Below are 23,209 nucleotides of genomic sequence, written 5' to 3'. Positions count from 1 at the left end.
CGACCTTTCTCCCCCGCAGAAGACCGGTGGTCAGCGGCTCACTGACATCCCGGTCTTCCCCGGCGTCCGTCCCGCCCCCGCTTTCGTGGCTGGGGCGCGGGTGGGACGGACGTCCACCCGCCGGTCTCGCGGCTTCCGTGTCACCCGCGAGACCGGCCCGGCAGAAGACCGGTGGTCAGCGGCTCACTGACATCCCGGTCTTCCCCGGCGTCCGTCCCGCCCCCGCTTTCGTGGCTGGGGCGCGGGTGGGACGGACGTCCACCCGCCGGTCTCGCGGTTCCCGTGTCACCCGCGAGACCGGCCTCCTCCCCGGGGCATCCCCCTGGATGAAGACCGGTGGTCAGCGGCTCACTGACATCCCGGTCTTCCCCGGCGTCCGTCCCGCCCCCGCTTTCGTGGCTGGGGCGCGGGTGGGACGGACGTCCACCCGCCGGTCTCGCGGTTCCCGTGTCACCCGCGAGACCGGCCTCCTTTTTCTGCCGGTGGGCGGGTGGTGTCGGGACACTGGCAGAATTTCGACCATGGCCGAACCGACGCTGGACCCGGCTGGCAGTGGTGCTGCTGGTCGGACTTCTCCTGGTGTGCTGACCCGCCGGATGCTCGGGGTGGAGGTCTGGTGTGTGTTAGCGCTGTCGTTGGGTGCGTCGGCTGTGGCCGCGACGATTTCTTTTGTGGGTGCGCTGACTGCGCCTGAAGCGCTGTCGGAGCAGACGGCGAGCCTGGTGACGTCAGCGGCGGATGCGGAGCGTCCGTGGCTGGACTTGTCGTGGCAGGCCTACCGGCTGCTGTTCGCGTTCGCTCCGGTGGCGTTGGTGGTCTACCTGCTGCACCGGTCGGGGGATTCTGCGCGGACGATCGGTTTTGATCTGCGCCGTCCCGGTTTCGACGCGGGGTGGGGGGTGCTGCTGGCCGCGGGGATCGGCTTGGGCGGTCTGGTGGTCTACCTGGTGTCGGTGCAGTGGGGGATCAATCGTCCTATCGCGCCGAGTGCGTTGCACGGGCATTGGTGGCAGCACGCGGTCCTGGTGTTGCAAGCGGTGAAGAACGGCGTGCTGGAAGAGGTTGTGGTGGTCGGCTATCTGCTGCTGCGGTTGGAGCAGTTGGGCTGGTCGCCGGTGCGGGCGGTGGCGGCGTCGTCGGGGCTGCGTGCGCTCTACCACCTCTACCAGGGGGTGGGCATGTTTGTCGGCAACCTGGTGATGGGGGTGGTGTTCTGCTGGTTCTACCGCCGGTACGGGCGGGTGATGCCGCTGGTGGTGGCACATTCGGTGATCGACATTGTGGCGTTTGTGGGGTCGGTGTATGTCATCGGCCGGGTGGGCTGGCTGCCGGGGGCGTGAGCCGGCCGGGGGAGGCCGGTCAGGGGGCGACTGGGCTGGGCACGACGGCGTCTTCGATGTGGCGGGGCCGGCTGAGCAGGATGCCGCAGCCGCCGTGGGCGAAGGTGAGGGCGACGAGCAGGCCAATGGACAGCCGCCAGTCTCCGCTGAGGTCGCGGAGGAGGCCGAAGAGGAACGGCCCGGTTCCGGCGAGCAGGTAGCCGACGCCTTGGGTGGCGGCGGAGAGGGCTGCGGTGCCGTGAGGGCTGCGGGCGCGGAGCCCGAAGAAGGTGAGGGCGAGGGGGAAGGAGGACATGCCGATGCCGATGAGGGTGGCCCACAGCCAGGCGCCGGTGACGGGAGCGGTGAGGAGTCCGGCAAAGCCGACCAGGTAGCAGGTGACGAAGAGGGCGATGAGGAGGACGGGGTTGCGCATGCGGGCGACGACGGCGGGGACGGCGAGTGAGGTGGGGATCGCGAGCGCGGTCAGGTAGGAGAGGACGAGTCCGGCGTGCGGGGCGGGCATGCCGTGGTCGCGGAGGAAGTGGGCGAACCAGCCGAACATGATGTAGGCGATGGCGGACTGGGTCGCGAAGAACAGGGTGCTTTGCCAGCCGAGGGCAGTGGTGAGGACAGTGCGGATGCTGATCGGCTGGTCGCCGGGGTGGCGTCGGGGTTCGTTACGCAAGGCCAGTGCCCAGGGGATGGTGGCGACTAGGCCGAGCAGGGCGTAGCTGGCGAGTGCGGGCCGCCAGTTGCCGTGGAAGGCGGTGGCGAGGGGGACGGTGGCGGCAGCGGCGAGGGTGGTGCCGAGGGCCATAGCGGTGGTGTAGGCGGCGGTGAGCAGGCCTACGCGGTGGGGGAAGTGCTGTTTGACGAGGGTGGGGAGGAGGACGTTGCCGACGGCGCCGCCGGCGAGGGCGAGGGTGCTGAGGGCGAGGAACAGCCACGGGTCGGTGACGAGGGCGCGGCTGGCGAGGCCGAGGGTGAGTGCGGCGAGGGCGGCGAGGAGGACGTGGTGGTCGCCCCAGCGGCGCTGCAGGGCGGGGGTGAGGGCGCCGAAGCCGGCGAAGCAGAGGACGGGCAGGGTGGTGAGCAGCCCGGTGGTGACCGGGGTCAGGTGCAGGTCGGTGGTGATTTCGGTGAGCAGCGGGCCGATGCTGGTGATGGCGGTGCGCAGGTTGAGGGCGGCGAGGACGATTCCTGCGGCCAGGTGCCAGCGGGCGCGGCGGGTCGGCGTCGGGTGTGGTGCCACAGCTTCCCTGGATTGGTGGGATGACCGGATATCCCCTCGAGGGTAACGTACCGGTCGCCAAGAGCCACTCTCTCGCGAGAGACTTGGTCTAAGCTCCGGCGGTAACGAACATCCCCTAGGAGGTAGAGCGTGCCCCTCGCCTCAACACGTCGCACTGGACTTGTTGACCAGGTCATTACCCAGTTGAAAGCTCAGATCGACTCGGGCGAGTGGTCAATCGGCGACCGCATCCCTACCGAGGCCGAACTGTCGGATCAGCTGGAGGTCGGTCGTAACACGGTACGTGAAGCGGTGCGGGCGCTGGCCCACACCGGCCTGTTGGAGATCCGCCAAGGGGCGGGCACTTTTGTTCGCTCGTCGAGCGAACTGGGTGGCGCCCTGCGGCGCCGGTTGAAGCGTTCCGAGTTGCGGGAGAACTTCGAGGTGCGTTGGGCCTTGGAGTTGGAGGCGGCCCGGCTGGCGGCAGTCCGCCACACCGAGGAGGACCTCGACACGATTGACCGTGCGCTCGGCGAACGGACGTCCGCCTGGCACGCCCGTGACATGCAGGCGTTTGTGGAAGCGGATTTCGCGTTCCACAAGGCGGTGGTGGCGGCGACCCACAACTCGCTGCTCATCGAGCTGTACGACGACATCGCCCAGGCGGTCTACGACAGCATCGCGCACATGGTGTACGAGGAGACTCCGGAAACGGCCACGGAGGAGCCGGCCTCAGACCACCAGCGGCTGGCCGAGGCTATCCGGGCGGGTGACACGGAGCGTGCGCTCCGCGAGGCCGCCTGCTACCTGGATGACTTGGTCAACCAGGCTGCTGCGTCGTCGTAGCCCCGGCCAGTGGCCTGCGCTGTGTGATCTCCCTCCCCCTGTTCCCCCCTTTTTCCGCTATGGCTTTTCGCGGCGGTTTCGCGACGACCGAGTGTTGACGGCGGCCCGCAGGGGCCGGGATGTCGCCTGCAACACTCCGCACTGTCGTGCCCTCCCGCGGGGGCGTGCCCTGGTTCCGGGCGCGCAGGTGGGGTGCGCGGTGGTGTTCCGCGGGCCGCCTTGTGTCTTTTTCCGGGTCGGATCGTGTTCCCCCGAGTGCACCAGCCGGGCCGCGGCCTGGTGAGCCCGCGCCGGAGCGGGGCGGCTGGAGGCTGGTGCGGCAGGGTAAGCTGCGGCGCCACGGTCAGAGCGCGGGCTTTGGGCTTGGGCGTGGTGTGGCGGCGCCGCACGGCGCGGTTCACCCGCCGCGGGGGTGCGGGATTGTGGTGTAGGAGTGGCCGTCGATACGCTGCCGTTCTTTAGCGACGGCAAGGTAGTCCCAGGTTTCGGTGTAGCTGACCTCGGGGGCGCGGCGGATCGTTTCCAGAGTGTCGACGATGGTGCGCCGGTCTGTTGCGGTGACTCCGCCGACGATGTCGTAGCTGCCGAACCCTGTGGCGGCGAACGATATTCCGGGCAGGGAGGCGAGGTTGTCGGCGAGGGCGGATGCGTCGCCGCGGCACCGCAGACCGAAGCCGAGCCGTTCGGTGACGCCGACAGCGGAAGCTTCAATGAGCGCGGTGACGTGGATGACACCTGCGTCGAGCAGCCGGACGACTCGGGCGCGCGCTGCTGCCTGGGAGAGGCCCACGGTGCGGGCGAGGTCCGCGTAGGAGGCTCGTCCGTTAGCTTGGAGGCAGCGGACAAGCCGCCAGTCCAGCGGGTCGATGGAGATGTTCCGCAGAGGCCGGACGCTGGAGTATTCGTCTTTGGTGATCTGGTCGCCGCGGAAGACTTCAGCTTCGACGACGCCGGGGATGGCGCGGAGGTGGGTGAGTTCCGCGGAGAGTGCGGCGTCGTCGCGGACCCGTACGTGGGCGACGACAGGAAAGCGTCCCGCGGTTTGTGCGACGAAGACGACGGCTTCGCGCCGGGTGAGTTCGTCGACGACTGGTCGTACTGGTCCGCAAACACGAAGTGAAATGTGTCCGAACACCTCCATTCCCATGACGCCAGCGTGCAGCACCCCGACAATCCGGATGGCTCCGGTGGAGATGAGGTGCTTGACGCGGGCGCGGACTGCCGTGCGTGACAGTCCCACCTGGTCTGCTAGTGCCTGGTACGTTGCTCTTCCGTCCCCCTGCAGCGCTCGTACCAGCGCTGCGTCGACCGCATCGAGCACGATAAGTAGTGCCTTTCGTTGCTCTTTGACGACGCCCCTGTCCCCCCGGGCGTCGCCCCCTCCTGCGGCCTGATCATGGCAGCTACTGAGGCTGTTAACTACCGATCGCGGAAGAAAATGGGGCTGACTTCGGCCAGATAATCCCCAGGAAACAGACATAGCATCCAGATATCAGGACAAATCACTCCGCCGGTGGACACTCCCTTCACGGGAGTACGGTCTTAGCGACTCCTGTGAAGCGCGACACTGGTGTGGGCACGACAGCGCGCCCCTGCGGTTGTGGGAGACCATGGCCGCGGTCTCCCGACCCCGCCACCGCCCGGGCGCCTAGGAAGACAGCAGAAAGGGAACGGACCCCATGGGCAGAAGACGGCGGTCGACCCCCGCCCCCGGTCGCCCAATGAGCATGACGCAAGCGCTGCTGTGGACTGCGGCGTCCGCAGTGCTTCCTGGAATAGCCCATGTACGCATGGGACGGCGCTGGGCCGGGGCCGTCATTCTCACCTGCTATCTGCTGTTCATCGCGGCCCTGGTCGGTGGTGGCCTGGTGGTGAGCGGCAACCTCGTGCTGAGCGCCACATTGGCCACGCAGAACCATTGGCTGCTGCTGATGGGTGTGACCGCGTTCGTGGTGGCGGTGCTGTGGATGACCGTGGTGGTCCACTCCTACGTGATCACGCGGCCCGAGTCCCGCACGTTCGGCCGCCGGCTCGTCGCGGGCGCGGTGGTCACCGTGCTGTGCGTGGCAGTGGCTTCACCTGCGGCCGCAGTCGGCTACGTCTCCTACACCGCCTATGACGTGTCCACGACACTGTTCGAGTCGGCGGGGAGTGAGCCGCACGACGACGCAGACCCGTGGAACGGCCAGGACCGGGTCAACGTGCTGCTGTTGGGCGGTGACGCGGGCAAGAACCGGTACGGGATGCGCACCGACACCATGATCGTGGCCAGCATCGACGTGGAGACCGGTGACGTCGTGCTCATCGGGCTGCCCCGCAACCTGGAGAACGTGCCGTTCCCGGAGGGGACGGCGCTGGCAGAGCGCTACCCTGCGCCGTACGGGTTCGACAACCTGCTCAACGAGGTCTACCAGACGGTGGTCGACGAGCCCGCGCTGGCGATCAACCCGTATGCCACCGACCCGGGAGCGGACACGCTCAAAAAAGTGATCGGTTTCGCAATCAGCTTGGACATCGACTACTACGCGCTGGTCGACATGCAGGGGTTTGAGGACATCATCGACGCGATCGGCGGCATCCGGGTCTATTTGGAGGAGCCGCTCCCCTACGGGCAGCGCGGCGAGTACATTGACGCGGGCTGGCAGCTCCTTGATGGCCGTAAAGCGCTGTGGTACGGCCGGACACGGGTCAACAGCGACGACTATTCGCGCATGGGCCGCCAGGGCTGTCTGATCAAGTACGTGGCGGAACAGGCTGATCCGGCGACGATCCTCACGAGTTTCCGGTCGCTGGCCTCGGCGGCGAAAAGCACGCTGCGGACCGACATCCCCCAGCCGAAGCTCCCCCACTTCGTGGAGTTGGCGGAAAAGGTCGCCAAGGCGGACATGGAGACCCTGCAGCTTTCCCCGCCGCAGGTGAACACCGCCTACCCGGACTGGGAGCACATTCGCGCCCTGGTGCACCATGCGGTATACGACACACCGCTGCCTGCTGCCTCCGGCGAGGATGCTGCCCCGGATGTGGGGCTTTCCCCGGAGTCTTCTGCGGCAGATACCGGTGAAACACCCGCTGAGCAGCCGGAACCCACCCCGCATTCCCCGGGCCGGCAGGTGGGAGAGGAGGCGACCGCGCTCGACGAATTGTGCCCTTAAGATGCATGACGACCGGCCCTGCCGGACCATGGCGGTAGCCACGGCGTCTATGATCAGCGAACGGGGTACGGGCTCAACGGGGCGCCCGTGATGCAACCCCATACGGCCACAACCGGTGCTTCCTCCCGGCACGCCCCGAGCCGGGGTGTGCCTGCGAGGTGCGCCCCGAACCGGAGGCGACCATGTCGGCGAATCTCGATGAGAAACTGTCCCCGATCTACGAGGAAATCCTGCGGCGTAACCCGGGGGAGGTCGAGTTCCACCAGGCTGTTCGCGAAGTCCTGGAGTGCCTCGGCCCCGTGGTGGCCAAGAACCCTGACATCAGCCACGCCAAGATCATCGAGCGGCTCTGTGAGCCGGAGCGCCAGCTGATCTTCCGGGTGCCCTGGATGGACGACTCCGGTGAGATCCACGTCAACCGGGGTTTCCGGGTGGAGTTCAGCAGCTCTTTGGGACCTTACAAGGGCGGGCTGCGGTTCCACCCGTCGGTGAACCTGAGCATCATCAAGTTCCTCGGGTTCGAGCAGATCTTCAAGAACTCGCTGACCGGATTGCCGATCGGCGGTGCGAAAGGCGGCAGCGACTTCGACCCGAAGGGCCGTTCCGACGCCGAGATCATGCGGTTCTGCCAGTCGTTCATGACGGAGCTGTACCGGCACCTGGGTGAGCACACGGACGTGCCTGCCGGTGACATCGGCGTGGGCCAGCGTGAGATCGGCTACCTGTTCGGCCAGTACAAGCGGATCACCAACCGCTACGAGTCGGGCGTGTTCACCGGTAAGGGCCTCAGTTGGGGCGGTTCCCAGGTGCGTCGTGAGGCCACCGGGTACGGCTGTGTGCTCTTCACTGCGGAGATGCTGCGAGCCCGCGGCGACTCGCTGGAAGGCAAGCGGGTCTCGGTGTCGGGTTCGGGCAATGTGGCGATCTACGCGATCGAGAAGGCCCAGCAGCTCGGCGCGCATGTGGTGACCTGCTCGGACTCCAACGGCTACGTGGTGGACGAGAAGGGGATCGACCTGGAGCTGCTCAAGCAGGTCAAGGAGGTCGAACGCGGCCGGGTGTCCGACTACGCCAAGCGGCGCGGCTCCCACGTCCGCTACATCGACTCGTCGTCGTCCAGCGTGTGGGAGGTGCCCTGCGACATCGCGCTGCCGTGCGCGACGCAGAACGAGCTGACCGGCCGCGACGCTATCACCCTGGTGCGCAACGGGGTGGGCGCGGTGGCGGAGGGCGCGAACATGCCCACGACCCCGGAGGGGATCCGGGTGTTCGCGGAGGCGGGCGTAGCGTTCGCGCCGGGCAAGGCCGCGAACGCGGGCGGGGTGGCGACGAGCGCGTTGGAGATGCAGCAGAACGCGTCCCGCGACTCGTGGTCGTTCGAGTACACCGAGAAGCGGCTCGCGGAAATCATGCGCCACATCCACGACACCTGCTATGAGACGGCGGAACGCTATGGGCGGCCCGGCGACTATGTGGCAGGTGCCAACATCGCTGCTTTCGAGATCGTCGCTGAGGCGATGCTCGCTCAGGGCCTGATCTGACGCCTCCAGAGTCGCCGCAGGTTGTGGGACGCGGGGTGCGCACCATGGTGCGCACCCCGCGTTGCGCTGTGCACGGTCTTCTTTGCGGACCGTTGCCACGGCCGCGGTCCCGTGTGATGATGCGGGGGGCGACGGGTATGCGGGACGGAGTCGTGGCTCATGACCGCCAATCAACTGTGGGTGCTGATTGTGTTGGGCATTTTCCACGGGTTTCATCCTGGGATGGGCTGGTTGTTGGCGGTTTCCCGCGGGTTGCAGGAGCGTCGCCGCTCCGCGGTGGTGAGCGCGCTGCCGCTGCTGGCGTTGGGGCATGCCGCATCAGTGGCGCTGGTGGCGGTCGCGGTCACGGTGACGGGGGCGATGACGACGTCCACCGTGTTCTCTGTGGCTGGGGCGGCCATTCTGGTGGTGGCGGGCGTGTGGTTTCTGCTGGGCCCGCTGCACCGGGGTCACCAGCATCCTGCGAACCTGTCGTCGTGGCAGTTGGCGGTCGCGTCGTTTGTGATGGCGTGCGCGCACGGCTCAGGACTGATGCTGTTGCCGGTTTTGGCGGGGCAGGTGGAGCACAGCCACGTGCACGCTGGCCACGGCCACCACGGCACAGCGGTGGTGGAGACAGCGGATGCGGGGGCGGCGGCGAGCACGGGCCACGTTGACTTGTGGGATGCGACGCTGCTGGGATTGGCGGCGACGGGAGTGCACACGCTAGCGATGCTGGCCGCTACCGGGCTGGCTGCGCTTCTCGTCTACGAGTTTTTCGGTGTGTACGCGATGCGGCTGCGCTGGGTGACGATGGACCGGGTGTGGGGGGTCACGCTGTTGGCGGGCGGGGTTTTCGTGCTGTGGGGGGCGTGGTGAGCGCGCCCCCGCGCCGCCGCAGGAGGACGCGCTGGTGGTGGATTGTGGCCGCGGCGATCGTGGCCGTCGTGGTGGTGTGCGCGGTCGCGACGGCAGGACTGCTGGGGCGGGCTGTCGGAACAGGGCTTACCGCGCTGTGGGGGTCCGAGTGTGTGGTGGAGGTCGCCGGGGAGCAGGTGGGGGTGGAGCGGCAGCAGGCGATGGCTGCGACCACGGCGGCCGCGTTGCAGGCCCGCGGTGAAGAGCCTCCCGCAGACGTGGAAGTGGACCCGCAGCTGGTGGATGCGCTCCTCACCGGTCCAGCGGACGGCCCAGGGCCGGTGCTCACCTGTTTTTCCGGTTCCACCACGGAGCTTGCAGCCGAAGAGATGGGCTCGTCCGGGTTGACGCCGCGCGCTGAGACGCTGCTCGCCGAGATGACGGACGTGCACGGCGAGTTGAGTCTTGGCGGTTTTGAGCCCGGCGGGGTCCGTGACGGGCACGGCGCGGACTCGACCCACTACCGGGGGGAGGCGATCGACGTGTTCTTCCGCCCGGTGAGCGAAGAGCAGCGGCACGCCGGCTGGCTGCTGGCACAGTGGCTGGTGGCGCACGCGCAACGGTTGGAAGTCTCGGTGGTGATCTTCGACGACCAGATCTGGAGCGCCCAGTTCGCGCTGGCAGGGTGGCGTCCCTACGTGTCGTCTGATACGAGTAACGACATCCTGCAACACCGGGACCATGTCCACGTGGATGTACGGCGCGGCCAATGAATCACCTCCCTTCACCTGACAGGAACGGCGGAACGCGTTACGTTTCCACCGTGCGCGAAATTGATTCCGAATTCCTCTCTCTTCCGCTGCGTTCTCTCGCCGACGCGGCGCTGCAGCGCGCCCGCGACCTCGGCGCTGACCATGCCGACTTCCGTTTGGAGCGGATCCGCGGCCGTCACCTGGTGGTGTCCGACGGGGTGGTGGAAACCGCCCAGGAGACCGACGTCCTCGGTTTCGCGGTCCGCGTGGTCCACAACGGGGCGTGGGGGTTTGCTGCAGAGACGACTCTGACGCCGGAGGCTGCGGCCGCTACCGCAGCGCAGGCGGTCGAGGTTGCGAAACTCACGTCGGTGCTGAACAGCGACCGGGTGGAGTTGGCTCCCGAGCCCACCTATTCGGATGCGGTGTGGGTGTCGTCCTATGAGGTCGACCCGTGGTCGGTGCCACTGCAGGAGACGGTTGAGCAGCTCACCGACTGGAGTCGGCGGCTGTTGGCGGATGCCCGCGTGGACCACGCGGACGCGACCCTGCTCGTGGCGAAGGAGCAGAAGTTTTATGCGGACACTGCCGGGACGGTGACCACCCAGCAGCGGGTGCGGGTGCATCCCGTGGTGGAGGTCATGTCGACCGCGCAGGGCCGGTTGGAGAGTATGCGGACCATCTCCCCGCCGGTGGGCAAGGGCTTGGAGTACCTGCCGACGGTGGAGGCGGAGCTTGCGGAACTGCCGCAGCTGCTCGCGGAGAAGGTCGAAGCGCCCAGTGTGGAGCCGGGCGTCTACGACCTGGTGATCGACCCGTCGAACCTGTGGCTGACGATCCACGAGTCGATCGGGCATGCCACCGAGCTGGACCGTGCGCTCGGCTATGAGGCCGCGTATGCGGGCACGTCGTTCGCCACCCCGGATCAGATCGGGGTGCTGCGCTACGGTTCGGAGATCATGAACGTCACCGGGGACCGCACCGCCGAGCACGGGCTGGCCACGATCGGCTACGACGACGAAGGTGTGGCGACGTCGTCGTTCCCGTTGATCACGGAGGGGGTGCTCACCGGGTTCCAGCGGGACCGGAGGATCTCCCAGTTGATGGGCTATGAGCGGTCCAACGGGTGCGCGTTCGCGGATTCGCCGGCGACGATGCCGATCCAGCGGATGGCGAACGTGTCGCTGCAGCCGGATCCGCGCGGCCCGGACACGCGGGAGCTGATCCGCCAGGTGGATGACGGCATCTACATCGTGGGTGACCGGAGCTGGTCGATCGACATGCAGCGGTACAACTTCCAGTTCACCGGGCAGCGGTTCTACCGGATCCGGGACGGGCGGATCACCCACCAGGTTCGGGATGTGGCCTACCAGGCGACCACCACCGAGTTTTGGAATTCGCTGCGCATGCTGGGCGGCCCCGACACGTATGTGCTGGGTGGGGCGTTCAACTGCGGTAAGGGCCAGCCTGGCCAGGTTGCTCCGGTCAGTCACGGCTGCCCCAGCGCCCTGTTTGAGGGGGTGCGGGTGCTCAACACCGCTCAGGAGGCCCGGGCGTGAACAGCGTGCACTCTCAACCGAAGGGATCAACCGTGAGCCAGTCGCTGTCCGCGCAGGCGATGACCGAGCGCGCGTTGGAGTTGTCGCGTGCTGACGAGTGCATGGTGCTGGTGACCGAGGCGAGCACGGCGAACCTGCGCTGGGCAGGGAATTCGCTCACCACGAACGGGGTGACTCGGGGCCGGTCGGCCACGGTGATTTCGCTGGTGAAGGATGCGGCGGGGGTCCGGGTCGGCTCGGTGTCGCAGAGCGGGCTGCGGGACGACCAGTTGGAGGACCTGGTGCGCGCCTCGGAGGAGGCGGCGCGCGGGTCGGCGCCGGTCAAGGAAGCGTATTCGCTGGTGGATCCTGCGAGCGCGGAGGCTTCCGGCAGCGAGTGGGATGCGCCGGTTCCGGTCACAGACATCGGCGTGTTCTCCGAGTTCGCTCCAGCGCTGGGAAAGGCGTTCGAACGGTCGGCGCAGGCGGGTGTGCGGTTGTACGGCTATGCGCAGCACACGATGTCCGCCACGTTTTTGGGCACGTCGACGGGGCTGCGGCTCCGCCACGACCAGCCGTCGGGGACGCTGGACCTCAACGCCAAGTCGGAGGAGCCGCACCATTCCACGTGGGTGGGGCAGGCGACCCGTGATTTCACGGATGTGGATGTGGCGGCGTTGGAAGCCGAGTTGGAGCGGCGGATCTCGTGGGGCCGCACCACGGTGGAGCTTCCTCCGGGACGGTATGAGACGCTGCTGCCTCCGTCGGCGGTCGCTGATTTGATGACCGACTTGTACTGGGAGTTGGGGGCGCGGGACGCGTTTGAGGGGCGGACCGCGTTCTCGTCGCCGCAGGGCGGGACCCGGGTGGGGGAACGGTTGTCTCCGCTGCCGGTGCGGCTGCGGTCGAATCCGGCCGAGCCCGGGTTGGAGTGTGCGCCGTTCGTGCTGGCGGACGCTCCGGGGCGGCGGATCAGCGCGTTCGACAACGGGCGTCCGGTGGGTGCGACGGAGTGGATCAGCGACGGGGAGTTGGCGCGCCTGGTCCAAACCTACGATTCGGCGATGATGACGGCGCTGCCGTTGACGCCGGAGGCCGACAATCTGATTCTCGAACTGCCGGGTGCGACCGCGTCGTTGGACGACATGGTGGCCTCGACCGAGCGGGGCCTGCTGTTGACCTGCCTGTGGTACATCAGGATGGTGGATCCGCGCACCATGCTGCTCACCGGGCTGACCCGGGACGGGGTTTACCTCGTGGAGGATGGTGAAGTGCGGGGCGCGGTGAACAACTTCCGGTTCAACGAGTCTCCAGTGAGCTTGTTGGAGCGGGTGACGGAGGTGGGGAAGACGACGCCGACGTTCTCCCGCGAGTTCGGTGAATACTTCCCGCTCACGGCGATGCCGCCAATGCGGGTTCCGGATTTCAACATGTCGTCGGTGAGCCAGGCGTCGTGACGTCTGGGAGCGTGGGGTGAGCGGCGGCGCGGCCCGGGTTTTCCGCGCCGCCGCTCGTCTTCTTTGAAACCGTTTTAGTTGGATTGCCAAACAATTCGGTGCGGTGCTGCCCGTGGAATACCGGGCTCGGGAGGAAAGTAGGGAAACCATGGAACTCTCCCGAGATCCCGTCGTAATAAATTCTTGACTTAATTCAGGGAGTACCGGTGTAGATTGGGGTTTGGCGCTTCAGTCCCCCGTTGAAGCGCACGGATCGGTGTTTCGAGCCCCCGTCGAAACACCGTTTGCGACGCCGGGTGGTTTGCCCCCGTAGCCACCCGGCGTCATTTCTTTTCTGATTGACTTCCTGTGCTTTCTCCGTTACGGCCGGGTAGAAAGTCCTTTCCGCAGCCAGAATACGCAGAATCAGATTCGGATCAGTTCTGCTGCTGCCAGTCGCGGCGGGCGCGGGCAAGGTCTTCCGGGGTGTCACAGTCGCGGGCCGCCCACCCGAGCGGCACCCGCACCGGGGTGAGGGGAGCGAACAGGCCGCGGAGGGAACGCCCCGCATAGTCAGTGAGCGCGGCACGCACCGCTGCGGTGCGCCACACGCTTGCCAGCCACTGGGACTGCCCTTCCTCGTCGACGAGCACGGCCCCGGCAGCGGGTGCGGCAGCCGTGCGCAGCGTCGCTACCGCCGTACTGTCCAGGAACGGCATGTCCGCGGCGAGCAGCACAAACCAGGGGGAGACGACTTCCGCGAGCCCGGTGCGCAACGCCGACAGCGGGCCCGAACCGGGGGGATCTTCGCGGACATAGCGAGCCGGAGGGTGGGGGCGCGGCGGTCCCACCACGACGACCGTGGCCGCCTCCTGGACCGCGTCCACGACCCTTTCCAGCATGGTGCGCCCGCCGACCCGCAGCCCGGGCTTGTCGACACCGCCCATGCGCCGCGCCGCCCCGCCAGCGAGAATCACCGCGTCCCAACCGTCCACGTCTGCTCCTTACCTGTACCAGCGAGCCCCACAGATACGGTTCCATGGAGTCATGCTGGTTCGTACCGTCTACCCCGAGGAAATGCCTCACGTCGGCGAACTGCGGGTGCGCACCTATCTCGACCAAGGGCTACTGGATCCCGACTCGCCGTACCTGCCCGTGCTGCGCGCGCTGGGCACGAGCGGGATCGGTGACGTGCTGGTCGCGGTGGACGGCGACGAGCTGCTCGGCACGGTCACGCTGCGGCCGTTCCAAGAGGACAGCGAGATCACACTCTCGCCGGACGAAGCCGAGGTGCGTGCCCTCGCCGTGGCCCCGCACGCGCAGCGGCGCGGCATCGGCCGGCTGCTGCTGCGCTCCGTGATCGAGCGGGCCCGGAACGCGGGCGTGGCCCACCTTGTACTGTCCACGCAGCCGATCATGGTGGCTGCGCAGCGGTTGTACGCCTCCGAAGGGTTTGTCCGGCTACCGGAACGGGACTGGAGTCCCCAGCCGGGGGTGCCGCTGCTCGCCTACGGGCTGCGGCTGTCTGCCCGCGGGCAGGAGTGAACGGCTCGTCTGCGGCGGGGCGCGACGGACCACTGCCCGGTCTAGTAGGGCACCATGGTGAGCTGGTCGAGCAGGGTGCGGTATTCCCGCAGTGCCACACGCAGCCGTTCAGTGTCGCTTCCGCCTTCGCTGCGCCGCTGCCAGCTTGATTCGATACGGCGGCGGCGCTCGTTGAGGCGGGCGGTGAACTGTTCGATTGCTTCTCCGACGAGACTGTCCGCGGCAGCGACACTGGCCCGCGGATCGTCGACGAAACTCTTTTGGATCCGGTTCCAGCGGTCGTGGAATCGCTGCACGTCAGTGAACGCCTCCGGCTCGCTGCGGGGCAAGGGTCCGGAGAACGCTTGAGTGGTATCGGTGCCTTCCGGGGCATAGGGCTGTTCTTCCCCGTGGCGCGGTTCCGGGGTGTGAGCAGCAGCGTAGACGTTGCGGGATTCGTCGCTGTGGTGCTCCACGGTGGTCGTCTCCCTTAGTGGTGTCGCGGCCGCTACCGGCGGCGGTGGCGGCCGGTGTTGGCGGTGGCAGGGTGTGCGACGGCGTCGGCATACTCCGGGGCAGCGTGCTTCCCAAAGACCCGTTCACCCGGGGAGACGTGTCCCAGCACTTCAGCGAAGAGTTCGCGGTAGCGGGCCATCGCGTCACCGAGTTCTTCGGTGGTTGCTGCTCCGGTCCGGCCGCGTTCCGCGGCCTGGTGCACGCGCTGGTATTCGTCGACGGTGGCCGCGGGTGCGACAGGCTGGTCCACGGGATAGCCGCGGTCGGCCATCGCCTGGGCGAGGAGCCGGTCGGCGGTGGCGACGGCGGCGGCCGGGTCGTCGACGAAACGCTCCTGGGCGCGCGCCCACTCGTTCTCGTAGTAGGCGCGTTCGCTCTCGGTGAGGGTGCGCAGGCTGGGGGCGGGTGGTCGGTGCCCTGAGTCCTGGTGCTCGGGCTGTTCCCGCTGGCGGGGCACGTGGGCGGTGTCAGTGCGGGGCTGCCGGTGCCGCGGTCCGCCGCGACGGGTTTCCCGGAAGACAGCGATCGCGGCGGCGGCGATCAGCACCAGGCCGAGGAACACTGCGAGACCAATGATGTCGTCGGTATCCATCGTGGTGCCTCTCGACTGGGGTGGTTCCTTGGCGGGCAGGTGCCCGACGGTAGGTCTTCACGCTCTGCGTCTGCCCGATCCAAGCCCATAAAAACCCGAAAGACCTGCGGTAACGAGAATTGCCACCAGAACGGAGCGGGAGGAACACGGAAAGATACCCACAAAAACCGCACGGAAATGTGTTCCGCAGCGGCCCGCATCCGCATCAGGTGGTGGCGGGCTCACCCCCAGTCGCTGCCCCGTCGGCCCACAAGGAAAAAGCTCTCCCTTTCCTGGCGGAAAGGGAGAGCCGGTTATCCCTTGACGCACACCACTTGCCGCAGGTGCGTCACCACTTCCACAAGATCAGTCTGGGCGGCGATCACCTCGTTGATGTCCTTGTACGCCGCGGGGATCTCATCAAGGAAATACCGACGGGCACCTACTAAGCCCTGAGGGCAGCCACCCACGACCGCCCCACGGATGACCTGCACAGGAGCCCCTCAATGACCGACACCACCTCGCCTGCCCTCACCGGGCAGCCCACCAACTACCCCCTCGGGCGTCTACCGGTCGAAATCGACCCCCGTCGACGAGCGCCAGAACCAGACGAAGTCCACCATGACGCGCTGGCCCCTGCTCCTCATCGCTGCCCCGCCGCAGTAGCCACCTGGTCTGGCTGGGTCGAGTTGGGACGCATGACCGGTTTCGGCGAGGTAGCTCCCCTGCCCGGTATCTGGGACGAGCTGGTGATCAACACCGCCATCACGCTCCCGATCGGTGTGGAAGCCTATGCCGTATATGCGATCGGAGCGTGGATGTCCCTCCGTCGTCTCTCCAGGGGAACCCGCCGGTTTGCGGCTATCTCCGGCAGACGCTGCGTGGCCGAGTGATCCGGTTCCCGGTCCAGGCCGCCCCCGGTGGCATGCCACCCGAGGAACGGCACGGCACGGCACGGCAGCCGGTGGCATGCCACCCCCGCCCTCTGTTAGGCGCTGGCAACCGTGCCGGTTGGCACGTGCGTTTGGCAGGCATGGTTTGGCGGAGGGGCGTGCCGACGATTACCGGCGTGTCATCGCGACCGGGCCTGTGTTCGTGGAGAGCGTGCGGTACCGCCGCCGTCGCACGGCATGGGTGGCTGCCGGGGTTGTGGCAGCCGGTGGCATGGTCGACGTCCTGGAGGTGGGCGTGGTCGTGCCAGTTGGCATGCTGGCTGCCGTGGCTGCCACTGGCACCGCCATCGAGGCTCGCCGCCGCCTGCTAGTGGCGAGCCGTTCTCACTGCTTCCTGGCAGGCGTGGCATGCCGACTGAGAACGCGGTGGCGCATGCCCTGCCGCCGCTCGCCTAGGTGGCAGTGTCGCCCCTGCCAAGTACCGGCTGGCAGCTCCGGTCTTGGCGGGCGCTGCCGCCGAGGAGGCGGTTCTACTGGAGCACTTCATTGGTGCGTTCGGTGGGGAGGATCGGCTGTGGGCCGAGGAACTGCGGCAGCGGAACCGGTCCCCGTACCGGAGAGCGACAGCGCTCTCGCGAAGATGCTGCCCCTATGGGATCGGTCCTCGGCAGACGTGGTGCGCGGACGAGACGGGGCGGGGTCGCAACCGGCAGGGGGTACCACCGCGCCGGCTTTGAGCAGGCCCTAGACCGAGCCCTGGGTGGACGCTAGAGGTGGGCTGGCCCTCTAGCTCCTCGATCTCGCCTGACCTGGGTTTTAGGGGGTATGGGTGGCTGGTGGATCTAGTGTGGAAGCCGGGTTCGGGCGTTGAGTCGGAAACGGTGAAGCCCTCCCACAAACACCTAGTGGGAGGGCTTCACCGTGCCCATGGCTGGACAGCCCTTCGCGGCCTAACAGGCCCGACGACGAGACCCTGTCCCTATCCTGGGAAGTTGCCACACTTTTCAGGAAAGGCAGGACCTCTATGTCCGAAGGGTACCAAGAGGCGTCATTCGGAAAGCGTGTCCAGGCTATTCGAGAACGGAACGGCATGACCCGTGCCACCCTTGGCGGACTCGTGGGTCGCTCTGCTGAGTGGGTTAAGAGCATCGAAAAGGGGCGTCTTCAGATGCCGCGCCTCGACATGCTCACCCAGTTGGCTGCGGCACTTGGGTGCGACCTTGCGGAGCTGGTCGGCGGAAAGCACCCGATCATCGTCGCCCCCTATGTGAAGGAGGCGCATCCCGCCCTTCTGGAGATACGGGAGGCGCTCACCTCCTATCCGATCGGGCGGGATGAGGAGCCTGCTACTGCGGCAGAGCTTGCCGAGCGGGTGCGGCACGCCTGGATGGTGTGGCATGGCAGCCGCGCCAACCACCGGACCCGTATCGCTGCGCTCCTGCCGCCGCTGCTGGCAGACCTGCGATACGCCGCTCGCGTGCATGAGGGCAAGGAGCGGCGTTCGGTGCTGGCGTCGCTGGCCGAGGCGTACCACCTTGCGCAGTTGTTTCTCAGCTTCCAGCCTGCCCCGGACCTAGTGCTGCTGACGGGTGACCGTGGCATGGAGGCCGCGTTGGAGGCCGACAACCCGAGAGCGATCGCGTCGGCGGCGTGGTACATGAACCACGTCTTCCGTGACGCTGGGGAGAGGCACGAGGCTCGGGTTGAGCTGGCCATGCAGGCCGCACGCCTGCTGGACCCCGAGAAGGACTCCGACGAACTGGCGCGGTGGGGACTGCTGCACCTGGCGGTCGCCCTGTCCTACGCGAAGGTTGGACGCGCTGGCGATGCGTGGCGCTACTGGGACATCGCGTATGAAGCGGCCCAGAAGCTGGGGCGGTCGTATGCGCACCCGTACCTGATCTTCGGTATGGGCATTGTCGAGGGCTATGCGGTGACGATGCATGACGACCTCATGCAGGGCGGGAAGGCGGTGGAGGCCGCCGCGAAGGTCGACCTGGGGCTGATCCCGTCGGCGACCCGGCGGGCGTTCCACATCATCGAGACGGCGCGTGGGCACTGGCAGCGCGGCGAACAGGCTGCCGTGGTTCACCTGCTGAACAAGGCTCATCGAGAGAGCCCGGAGACGATTAGGTTCAACATCTTCTCGCGGAGGGCCGTGTCGGACATGGTGTCGAACCCTCCGTCGATGTTGCGCGAGGACGTGGACAGTCTGGCCCAGAAGCTGGGGGTCGTAGCCCGGTAGGAGTCCAAACTGTACCCCTTGAGGTAGGGGTACCGACTGTCCCTTGAGCCGCCTGGTTCAGCCATACGGTCTTGGCATGGCCATTATTGGTTTAGGAGCAGTAGTGCGTTCCGACCCGGACCGGGCGGCTCGTGCTTTCTGCCGCCGCACTCCTGGGTGGAAGTGCCGATGGATTCCAGAGTCGGGGGTGTTCGAAGCGTGGACCTTCCGGCGTGGTCAACGGATCGTTCTCCGCGATGCTGATCTGAGCGTCTTGGAGGCTGTCGCCGACGGACGCTTGAGCTTGGAGGAGAGGCTCACCGAGGACCTCGCCAAGTTGATCCGCGAGGGGATCGAGAAGGGCGTGTTTGCGTCCTCCGAGGTCCCGGAAAGCCTGCTTGGTTCTTGGGGTGATGTCTTGCACCCGAGCGCCGGGGAGGGTTCGGGTTGATGCGCTTCGTAGCTTTGTACGGAGGTCCCCTCGACGGCGCTTGTGTCCCTGCCACGCCGATTGAAGCCTACGTTCGCCAGGGGGTTACCCGCATCCTGTTCCGGGAGCGAAGACCGGGAGGAGCTGCCGGGTTGTATCAGCTCGTCCACGGCCGGTGGACCTTTGACAGCAGGACGCCTCTACCCGATTGACGACAAGGAATCATGGAAGACATCCCCTGGGAAGACGAGAACCGCGCTGACCTGATCACCACGGACGAAGCCTTGGAGCTGCTCGCGTACTACGACATCCCCGAAGAAACCATGCAGGAGTGGGTGAAGAGCGGAACGCTCGAACAAGTCCTCACTTCTGACGGTGCGGTCCGGTATCGCCGGAAGGATATCCTCGCACTTCAGCAGCACTACTTTCCTGCCGGTGGGGAGCCGGTACCGGTTCCCTCGGCATTGATCGATCTGCGGTCCGCTGTCCTGCGCACCCTGGTGGTTCCGGGGGCGGTGCACATCGAGGTCACCGGTGACGACAGCGTGCACCTCTACCTCGGGGAGAGTGTCCTGGTCGTCCGGGAAAGGGAGCTCGGCAAGACCGGGGTTGACCTTCTCTACCGAATCGGCCAGGCGTTCATCGAAGCGGCAGCCCTCGCCCGCGATCCCGACCGCCTGAAGTCGTGGAAGAGCAACAAGCAGCTCCTCCGCTTGTTGACCAAGGAAGCCACCCGGAAAGGGCCCACCCAGGAGGGAGGGTAGGGTGCCAGCGGCCACGGCCGCCACCGCGGTCCTGCTGTGCCGGGGCCCGTGACGCCGGCGGGCGCCGGCGCCGCGGGCGGGGCGGGTCACCCCTTGACGCACACCACTTGCCGCAGGTGCGTCACCACTTCCACAAGATCAGTCTGGGCGGCGATCACCTCGTTGATGTCCTTGTACGCCGCGGGGATCTCATCGATCACCCCTGTGTCCTTGCGGCACTCCACCCCCTCGGTCTGTTTGATCAGATCCGCCTGGGTGAACCTCTTGCGGGCCTGGCTGCGGCTCATCTTGCGTCCCGCGCCGTGGGCCGCCGAGTTGAACGACGCCGGGTTGCCGAGGCCGCGCACAATGTAGCTTCCTGTCGCCATCGACCCGGGGATGATCCCCAGGTCGCCGCGGCCGGCGCGGATCGCGCCCTTGCGGGTGACCAGCAGGTCCACGCCGTCGTAGGTTTCTTCAGCCACATAGTTGTGGTGGCAGGAGATCCACTCGGGGAACTGCACCCCCGGGAACTGTTTCCGCATCACCGCGCACGCCAAGCCCATCATCACGTCCCGGTTGCGCCGCGCATACTCCTGCGCCCAGAACAGGTCGTTGCGGTAGGACTCCATTTCGGGGGTGCCGGTGAGGAACACCGCAAGGTCCCGGTCGGGCAGGTCCTGGTTGTGCGGCAGCTTCTGGGCTTCTTCAATGTGGTAGCGGGCAAGCTCGTTGCCGATGTTGCGGGACCCGGAGTGCAGCACCACCCACACCGCGTCGTTCTCATCAAGGCACACTTCGAGGAAGTGGTTGCCGCCGCCGAGGGTGCCGAGCTGGTGCAGGGCCCGCTCCCGCAGTCTCTGCACGCGGTCGGTGAGGGTGTCAAAACGGTCCCAGAACTCGTCCCAGTCGCGGCTGCGCACCTCGGGCAGGCGGCGCGGATCCACCGGGGTGCGGTGCGAGGCGTGGCCCACAGGCACTGCTTCTTCCAGGCCGCTACGCAGCTTCCGCAGGTCGTCGGGGAGATCCTCGGCGCGCAGCGAGGTGCGTACCGCGGTCATGCCGCAGCCGATGTCGACCCCGACCGCGGCCGGGGAGACCGCGTCCCGCATCGCGATGACCGACCCCACGGTCGCGCCTTTCCCGTAGTGCACGTCCGGCATGACCGCCAAGCCGTGGATCCACGGCAGCTTGGTGACGTTGTACAGCTGGGCCATGGCTTGCGGTTCGACCGTGTTCGGGTCGGTCCACATGCGGATCGGAACCCGATTTCCGGAAACCTCGGTGTAAGCCATGGGCTACCTCCTCATGGGTGACGACACGGGAGCATGCCGACTGCTGCAGCGTGGGCAGACGCCCCACTATGACGCCAGATCCGCCTTTGCAGAGCAAATGGTTTTCCCCGCCCCTACCCGTGGTCTGCCGAGGCGCACCCGCGGGCGGTGCCCAGGGCACGGCACGCTCCCAGGTGCCAAGGGTGTGGACGGGGTGCTGATGGGGCCGGTGCCTGGCTGCCCCGCACGGGCACGCCGCGGGGCACGGCCTGGTCGTCGCGGCGGACGTCCGCCGTCGGGGTTAATGATCAACGCCGCGAAAGCCGCGAATCTTCCCTTCTCTTGGGGCTTCCGCGCCTCCAGCAGACCTGCCCTCTCCCCCACTGCGGACTGCGGGAGCCCGCCCGGCTGGCTTGTCTGTTTGAGGCTCTGCTTGGTTCGTGGTTTCCCTCATTCTGGACGGCGACGCTGTCCGCCGCATGACGAGCGTATGGAGCGTGGCGAGGACTGCGAGCTCCCCTCCACCTTGGTTGCGTCTGCTTACGCACGTGCGCTTCCTCAGCGGCAGGCGTGGCACTGCGGAGCGGCTCTGTGGAGGCCAACGACGCCTGCTTCCCGGTGGGGACGATCCTTATTTCTCCCCTGCACGTGCGGCAGCGGATCAGCGAGAGTTCCCCTGCCGGGCCACACACGGCAACACCGAGCGTTACACGACCAAGTGCTGTCGGGACTGTGACTCTGACTCTCTCAACCTGACCGCCTCGACGGGCAGGGAGGGCTGCGACCTGGATGGCGTGTCACCGTCGCTACGAACCGCCACCCGATGTCGATCAACGTGCGGTGGGTGATCGCTCCCAGTTGTGGGGAACGTATCCGTGGCCTTCCAGCCAGGCGCGGATCCCTTGGGCTGGATAGTCAATGGTGTTCTCGGGCAGGTGGTGCGGATCGGCCCACACGAGTGGGCCGCACTTGTGCGGTTCGGCGTTGACCGGTTCGCCTTCCCAGTGGGTGGCAACGAAGAACGCGCCGAGTCGCGCTCGTCCGGGACGTCGATAGTGGTGGACGATGGTGGCGAGGCGGGGCGTGTCGGGGTCGACGGTGATGCCGACTTCTTCTCGAAGTTCGCGGGCCGCGCCCTGGTGGAGGGGTTCTCCTTCTTCCAGGTGGCCTGAAGGAAGGCGCAGCATCCCGTCGCAGTATCCGGTGTTCTGCCTTCGATGAGCAGGATTTTTCCCTGCGCGGCAGGATCACGTGGACGTCGACGATGCTGCGGTAACGCTCCGGCATGGCTGGTTTCGAGGGCAGTGAGGGGTTGTGTCGGTGGGACGACAGCGCTTCACGGGTGCCTCAGAGGCCAGAAACCGCATTTTCCCATCTGTACTGCGGTTATGGACCATTAAGGACATCAAAAGACCTTAATATGGGTTTTGCGCTTGTTGTCGACCAGTGGGGAGGCCTCAGCGGCCGCATGGCCGCAGGCTGGAGAGTCTGCTGTCGACGCCAAGACTGTGCTTGGGGCGTACTGAGGCGGTACACCTTGGCAGGTGCCGTACCCGGCCGGCCGTCTTGCCTGCGCTGGGGTGGTGGGTCGGGTCGCTCACCGCTTCCCGATCGCGTGACAGCCTGGACAAGCAGAGCAGTCGCTTCGCTTGTGGGCCCCGTGGAGTACCCGTGCCTTCGACACCCACTCCCCTCGTGTGACACACTGCCACACTTCACTCACAAAAAGTTTGAGTGTCTCGGTGACTTCTTTCGCATCTCTCTTTCACGAGATGCAAGACACGTTTTCTTTTCGTCGGAGACGCGATTTTCCCACCGCGGCACTGCCTAGCGCTCTGTGACATCCTTCATCGCTAAAAAAATCAACAACCACGCCCAAAGTGTGCAAGCAGCGCAGATAGTGCGGCACAATAGATCCCGTCAGCGATCTCAAGTGTTGGTGTTGAGGGCGGACAATCGCTGACAAAGCTCTGGGGGGTATATACCCCCAGAGCTTTTCTCTTTTGGGCTGCGCGACGCGCTGGGGAGGCCGTGGAGTTCTCGGGTTCGCGCCCGCGACTTTCCGCGAATGGGCAATGGCGCGGTGCAGCGCTGCACCGGAGACTGCGGGGTTACCCCGGCCGGCACGACTCCCCCGACCTCTCCCGCTGACGGAACCCGCTGGCCCGCCCAGGGCACGGGACGCGCTCCCCTCGCCCCCAGCAGAGTAAGCGTGTTGCGGTCCGTCTTACTGGACGCACCCTCCGCAGCGCTCACCGCCAGGAGTCAGAACACGGGAGTACCGCAACGGATCAAACCCCGGATTCCACGGCGGCGGCACTGGACAAAAACACACTCATCACGCTCCGGAAAAGGAGCACACGACCAGACATACCCTCA

At 66.9% G+C, this 23,209-nt stretch carries 20 protein-coding genes and 1 pseudogene; 13 read left to right on the top strand and 8 right to left on the bottom strand.

The window, feature by feature from the left end:
- The first annotated feature begins 521 nt into the window (after positions 1 to 521).
- Positions 522 to 1,340: a CPBP family intramembrane glutamic endopeptidase gene (locus TFU_RS06825; protein WP_049754932.1), complete on the top strand. Its 819-nt coding sequence runs from the start codon at positions 522 to 524 to the stop codon at positions 1,338 to 1,340.
- A gap of 19 nt (positions 1,341 to 1,359) precedes the next feature.
- Here the strand turns inward: TFU_RS06825 and TFU_RS06820 are convergent, their stop codons facing one another.
- Positions 1,360 to 2,574 (bottom strand): CynX/NimT family MFS transporter, encoded by a 1,215-nt coding sequence (locus tag TFU_RS06820; protein ID WP_011291809.1) that lies wholly within the window; start codon positions 2,572 to 2,574, stop codon positions 1,360 to 1,362.
- A gap of 129 nt (positions 2,575 to 2,703) precedes the next feature.
- Between TFU_RS06820 and TFU_RS06815 the strand changes: the two genes are divergently transcribed.
- A complete protein-coding gene (locus tag TFU_RS06815; RefSeq protein ID WP_011291808.1) occupies positions 2,704 to 3,399 on the top strand; it encodes a FadR/GntR family transcriptional regulator in 696 nt (231 codons plus the stop codon).
- A 397-nt stretch (positions 3,400 to 3,796) separates the two neighbouring features.
- On the opposite strand, the gene TFU_RS06810 is transcribed toward TFU_RS06815, so the two are convergent.
- The gene (locus TFU_RS06810) at positions 3,797 to 4,720 is read right to left on the bottom strand and encodes an Lrp/AsnC family transcriptional regulator (protein ID WP_016188618.1); all 924 of its coding nucleotides are present in this window, start codon (positions 4,718 to 4,720) and stop codon (positions 3,797 to 3,799) included.
- Between the two features lie 406 nt (positions 4,721 to 5,126).
- Here TFU_RS06810 and TFU_RS06805 point away from each other — a divergent pair, with 406 nt between their 5' ends.
- The 6 genes from TFU_RS06805 to TFU_RS06780 all read left to right on the top strand — a co-directional run bounded on the left by TFU_RS06805 (position 5,127) and on the right by TFU_RS06780 (position 12,676).
- Positions 5,127 to 6,551 carry an LCP family protein gene (locus tag TFU_RS06805; RefSeq protein ID WP_152436240.1) on the top strand — a complete coding sequence of 475 codons (1,425 nt, stop codon included), beginning with the start codon at positions 5,127 to 5,129 and terminating at the stop codon, positions 6,549 to 6,551.
- Between the two features lie 182 nt (positions 6,552 to 6,733).
- Positions 6,734 to 8,092 (top strand): NADP-specific glutamate dehydrogenase, encoded by a 1,359-nt coding sequence (gdhA, locus tag TFU_RS06800; RefSeq protein ID WP_011291805.1) that lies wholly within the window; start codon positions 6,734 to 6,736, stop codon positions 8,090 to 8,092.
- Between the two features lie 159 nt (positions 8,093 to 8,251).
- Positions 8,252 to 8,950: a hypothetical protein gene (locus tag TFU_RS06795; protein WP_011291804.1), complete on the top strand. Its 699-nt coding sequence runs from the start codon at positions 8,252 to 8,254 to the stop codon at positions 8,948 to 8,950.
- Positions 8,947 to 9,702 carry a hypothetical protein gene (locus TFU_RS06790; RefSeq protein WP_011291803.1) on the top strand — a complete coding sequence of 252 codons (756 nt, stop codon included), beginning with the start codon at positions 8,947 to 8,949 and terminating at the stop codon, positions 9,700 to 9,702. Before TFU_RS06795 ends, TFU_RS06790 begins: the two co-directional genes overlap by 4 nt.
- Complete coding sequence (locus TFU_RS06785) at positions 9,699 to 11,240, top strand: TldD/PmbA family protein (protein WP_011291802.1); 1,542 nt, start codon at positions 9,699 to 9,701, stop codon at positions 11,238 to 11,240. Before TFU_RS06790 ends, TFU_RS06785 begins: the two co-directional genes overlap by 4 nt.
- A 32-nt stretch (positions 11,241 to 11,272) precedes the next feature.
- Positions 11,273 to 12,676: a metallopeptidase TldD-related protein gene (locus tag TFU_RS06780; RefSeq protein ID WP_016188614.1), complete on the top strand. Its 1,404-nt coding sequence runs from the start codon at positions 11,273 to 11,275 to the stop codon at positions 12,674 to 12,676.
- Positions 12,677 to 13,092: 416 nt separating this feature from the next.
- Here the strand turns inward: TFU_RS06780 and TFU_RS06775 are convergent, their stop codons facing one another.
- Positions 13,093 to 13,650: a molybdenum cofactor guanylyltransferase gene (locus TFU_RS06775; RefSeq protein WP_011291800.1), complete on the bottom strand. Its 558-nt coding sequence runs from the start codon at positions 13,648 to 13,650 to the stop codon at positions 13,093 to 13,095.
- A 52-nt stretch (positions 13,651 to 13,702) separates the two neighbouring features.
- On the opposite strand from TFU_RS06775, the gene TFU_RS06770 reads away from it, so the two are divergent.
- Positions 13,703 to 14,200 (top strand): GNAT family N-acetyltransferase, encoded by a 498-nt coding sequence (locus TFU_RS06770; protein WP_011291799.1) that lies wholly within the window; start codon positions 13,703 to 13,705, stop codon positions 14,198 to 14,200.
- 41 nt (positions 14,201 to 14,241) lie between these two features.
- Here the strand turns inward: TFU_RS06770 and TFU_RS06765 are convergent, their stop codons facing one another.
- From TFU_RS06765 to TFU_RS15800, 3 genes and pseudogenes are all read right to left on the bottom strand, one after another.
- Positions 14,242 to 14,655 carry a hypothetical protein gene (locus tag TFU_RS06765; RefSeq protein WP_011291798.1) on the bottom strand — a complete coding sequence of 138 codons (414 nt, stop codon included), beginning with the start codon at positions 14,653 to 14,655 and terminating at the stop codon, positions 14,242 to 14,244.
- A gap of 32 nt (positions 14,656 to 14,687) precedes the next feature.
- Positions 14,688 to 15,287 (bottom strand): hypothetical protein, encoded by a 600-nt coding sequence (locus TFU_RS06760; protein ID WP_011291797.1) that lies wholly within the window; start codon positions 15,285 to 15,287, stop codon positions 14,688 to 14,690.
- Positions 15,288 to 15,580: 293 nt separating this feature from the next.
- Positions 15,581 to 15,691: pseudogene (locus TFU_RS15800) on the bottom strand (RtcB family protein); the annotation flags it as partial.
- Between the two features lie 81 nt (positions 15,692 to 15,772).
- On the opposite strand from TFU_RS15800, the gene TFU_RS06750 reads away from it, so the two are divergent.
- The 4 genes from TFU_RS06750 (at position 15,773) to TFU_RS06735 (ending at position 19,577) form a co-directional block, all read left to right on the top strand.
- Positions 15,773 to 16,159, top strand: a complete 387-nt coding sequence (locus TFU_RS06750) for a hypothetical protein (protein ID WP_011291796.1) — start codon at positions 15,773 to 15,775, stop codon at positions 16,157 to 16,159.
- A gap of 1,024 nt (positions 16,160 to 17,183) precedes the next feature.
- Positions 17,184 to 18,404, top strand: coding sequence for a helix-turn-helix domain-containing protein (locus TFU_RS06745; protein ID WP_011291794.1), 1,221 nt, complete (start codon positions 17,184 to 17,186; stop codon positions 18,402 to 18,404).
- A gap of 187 nt (positions 18,405 to 18,591) precedes the next feature.
- Positions 18,592 to 18,834 carry a hypothetical protein gene (locus TFU_RS06740; RefSeq protein ID WP_016188610.1) on the top strand — a complete coding sequence of 81 codons (243 nt, stop codon included), beginning with the start codon at positions 18,592 to 18,594 and terminating at the stop codon, positions 18,832 to 18,834.
- A gap of 203 nt (positions 18,835 to 19,037) precedes the next feature.
- Entirely contained in the window at positions 19,038 to 19,577 is a 540-nt protein-coding gene (locus tag TFU_RS06735; RefSeq protein WP_011291792.1) for a hypothetical protein, read from the top strand.
- Between the two features lie 86 nt (positions 19,578 to 19,663).
- On the opposite strand, the gene TFU_RS06730 is transcribed toward TFU_RS06735, so the two are convergent.
- Both TFU_RS06730 and TFU_RS06725 read right to left on the bottom strand, forming a co-directional pair.
- Positions 19,664 to 20,851, bottom strand: a complete 1,188-nt coding sequence (locus tag TFU_RS06730) for an RtcB family protein (RefSeq protein ID WP_011291791.1) — start codon at positions 20,849 to 20,851, stop codon at positions 19,664 to 19,666.
- An 809-nt stretch (positions 20,852 to 21,660) separates the two neighbouring features.
- Positions 21,661 to 22,017, bottom strand: coding sequence for an NUDIX domain-containing protein (locus TFU_RS06725; RefSeq protein WP_011291789.1), 357 nt, complete (start codon positions 22,015 to 22,017; stop codon positions 21,661 to 21,663).
- Between the last annotated feature and the right edge of the window lie 1,192 nt (positions 22,018 to 23,209).

Source organism: Thermobifida fusca YX (assembly GCF_000012405.1).
GTDB lineage: Bacteria > Actinomycetota > Actinomycetes > Streptosporangiales > Streptosporangiaceae > Thermobifida > Thermobifida fusca.
The sequence above is the reverse complement of the archived record's forward strand: the minus strand, read 5'-3'. Positions and strand labels throughout refer to the sequence as shown.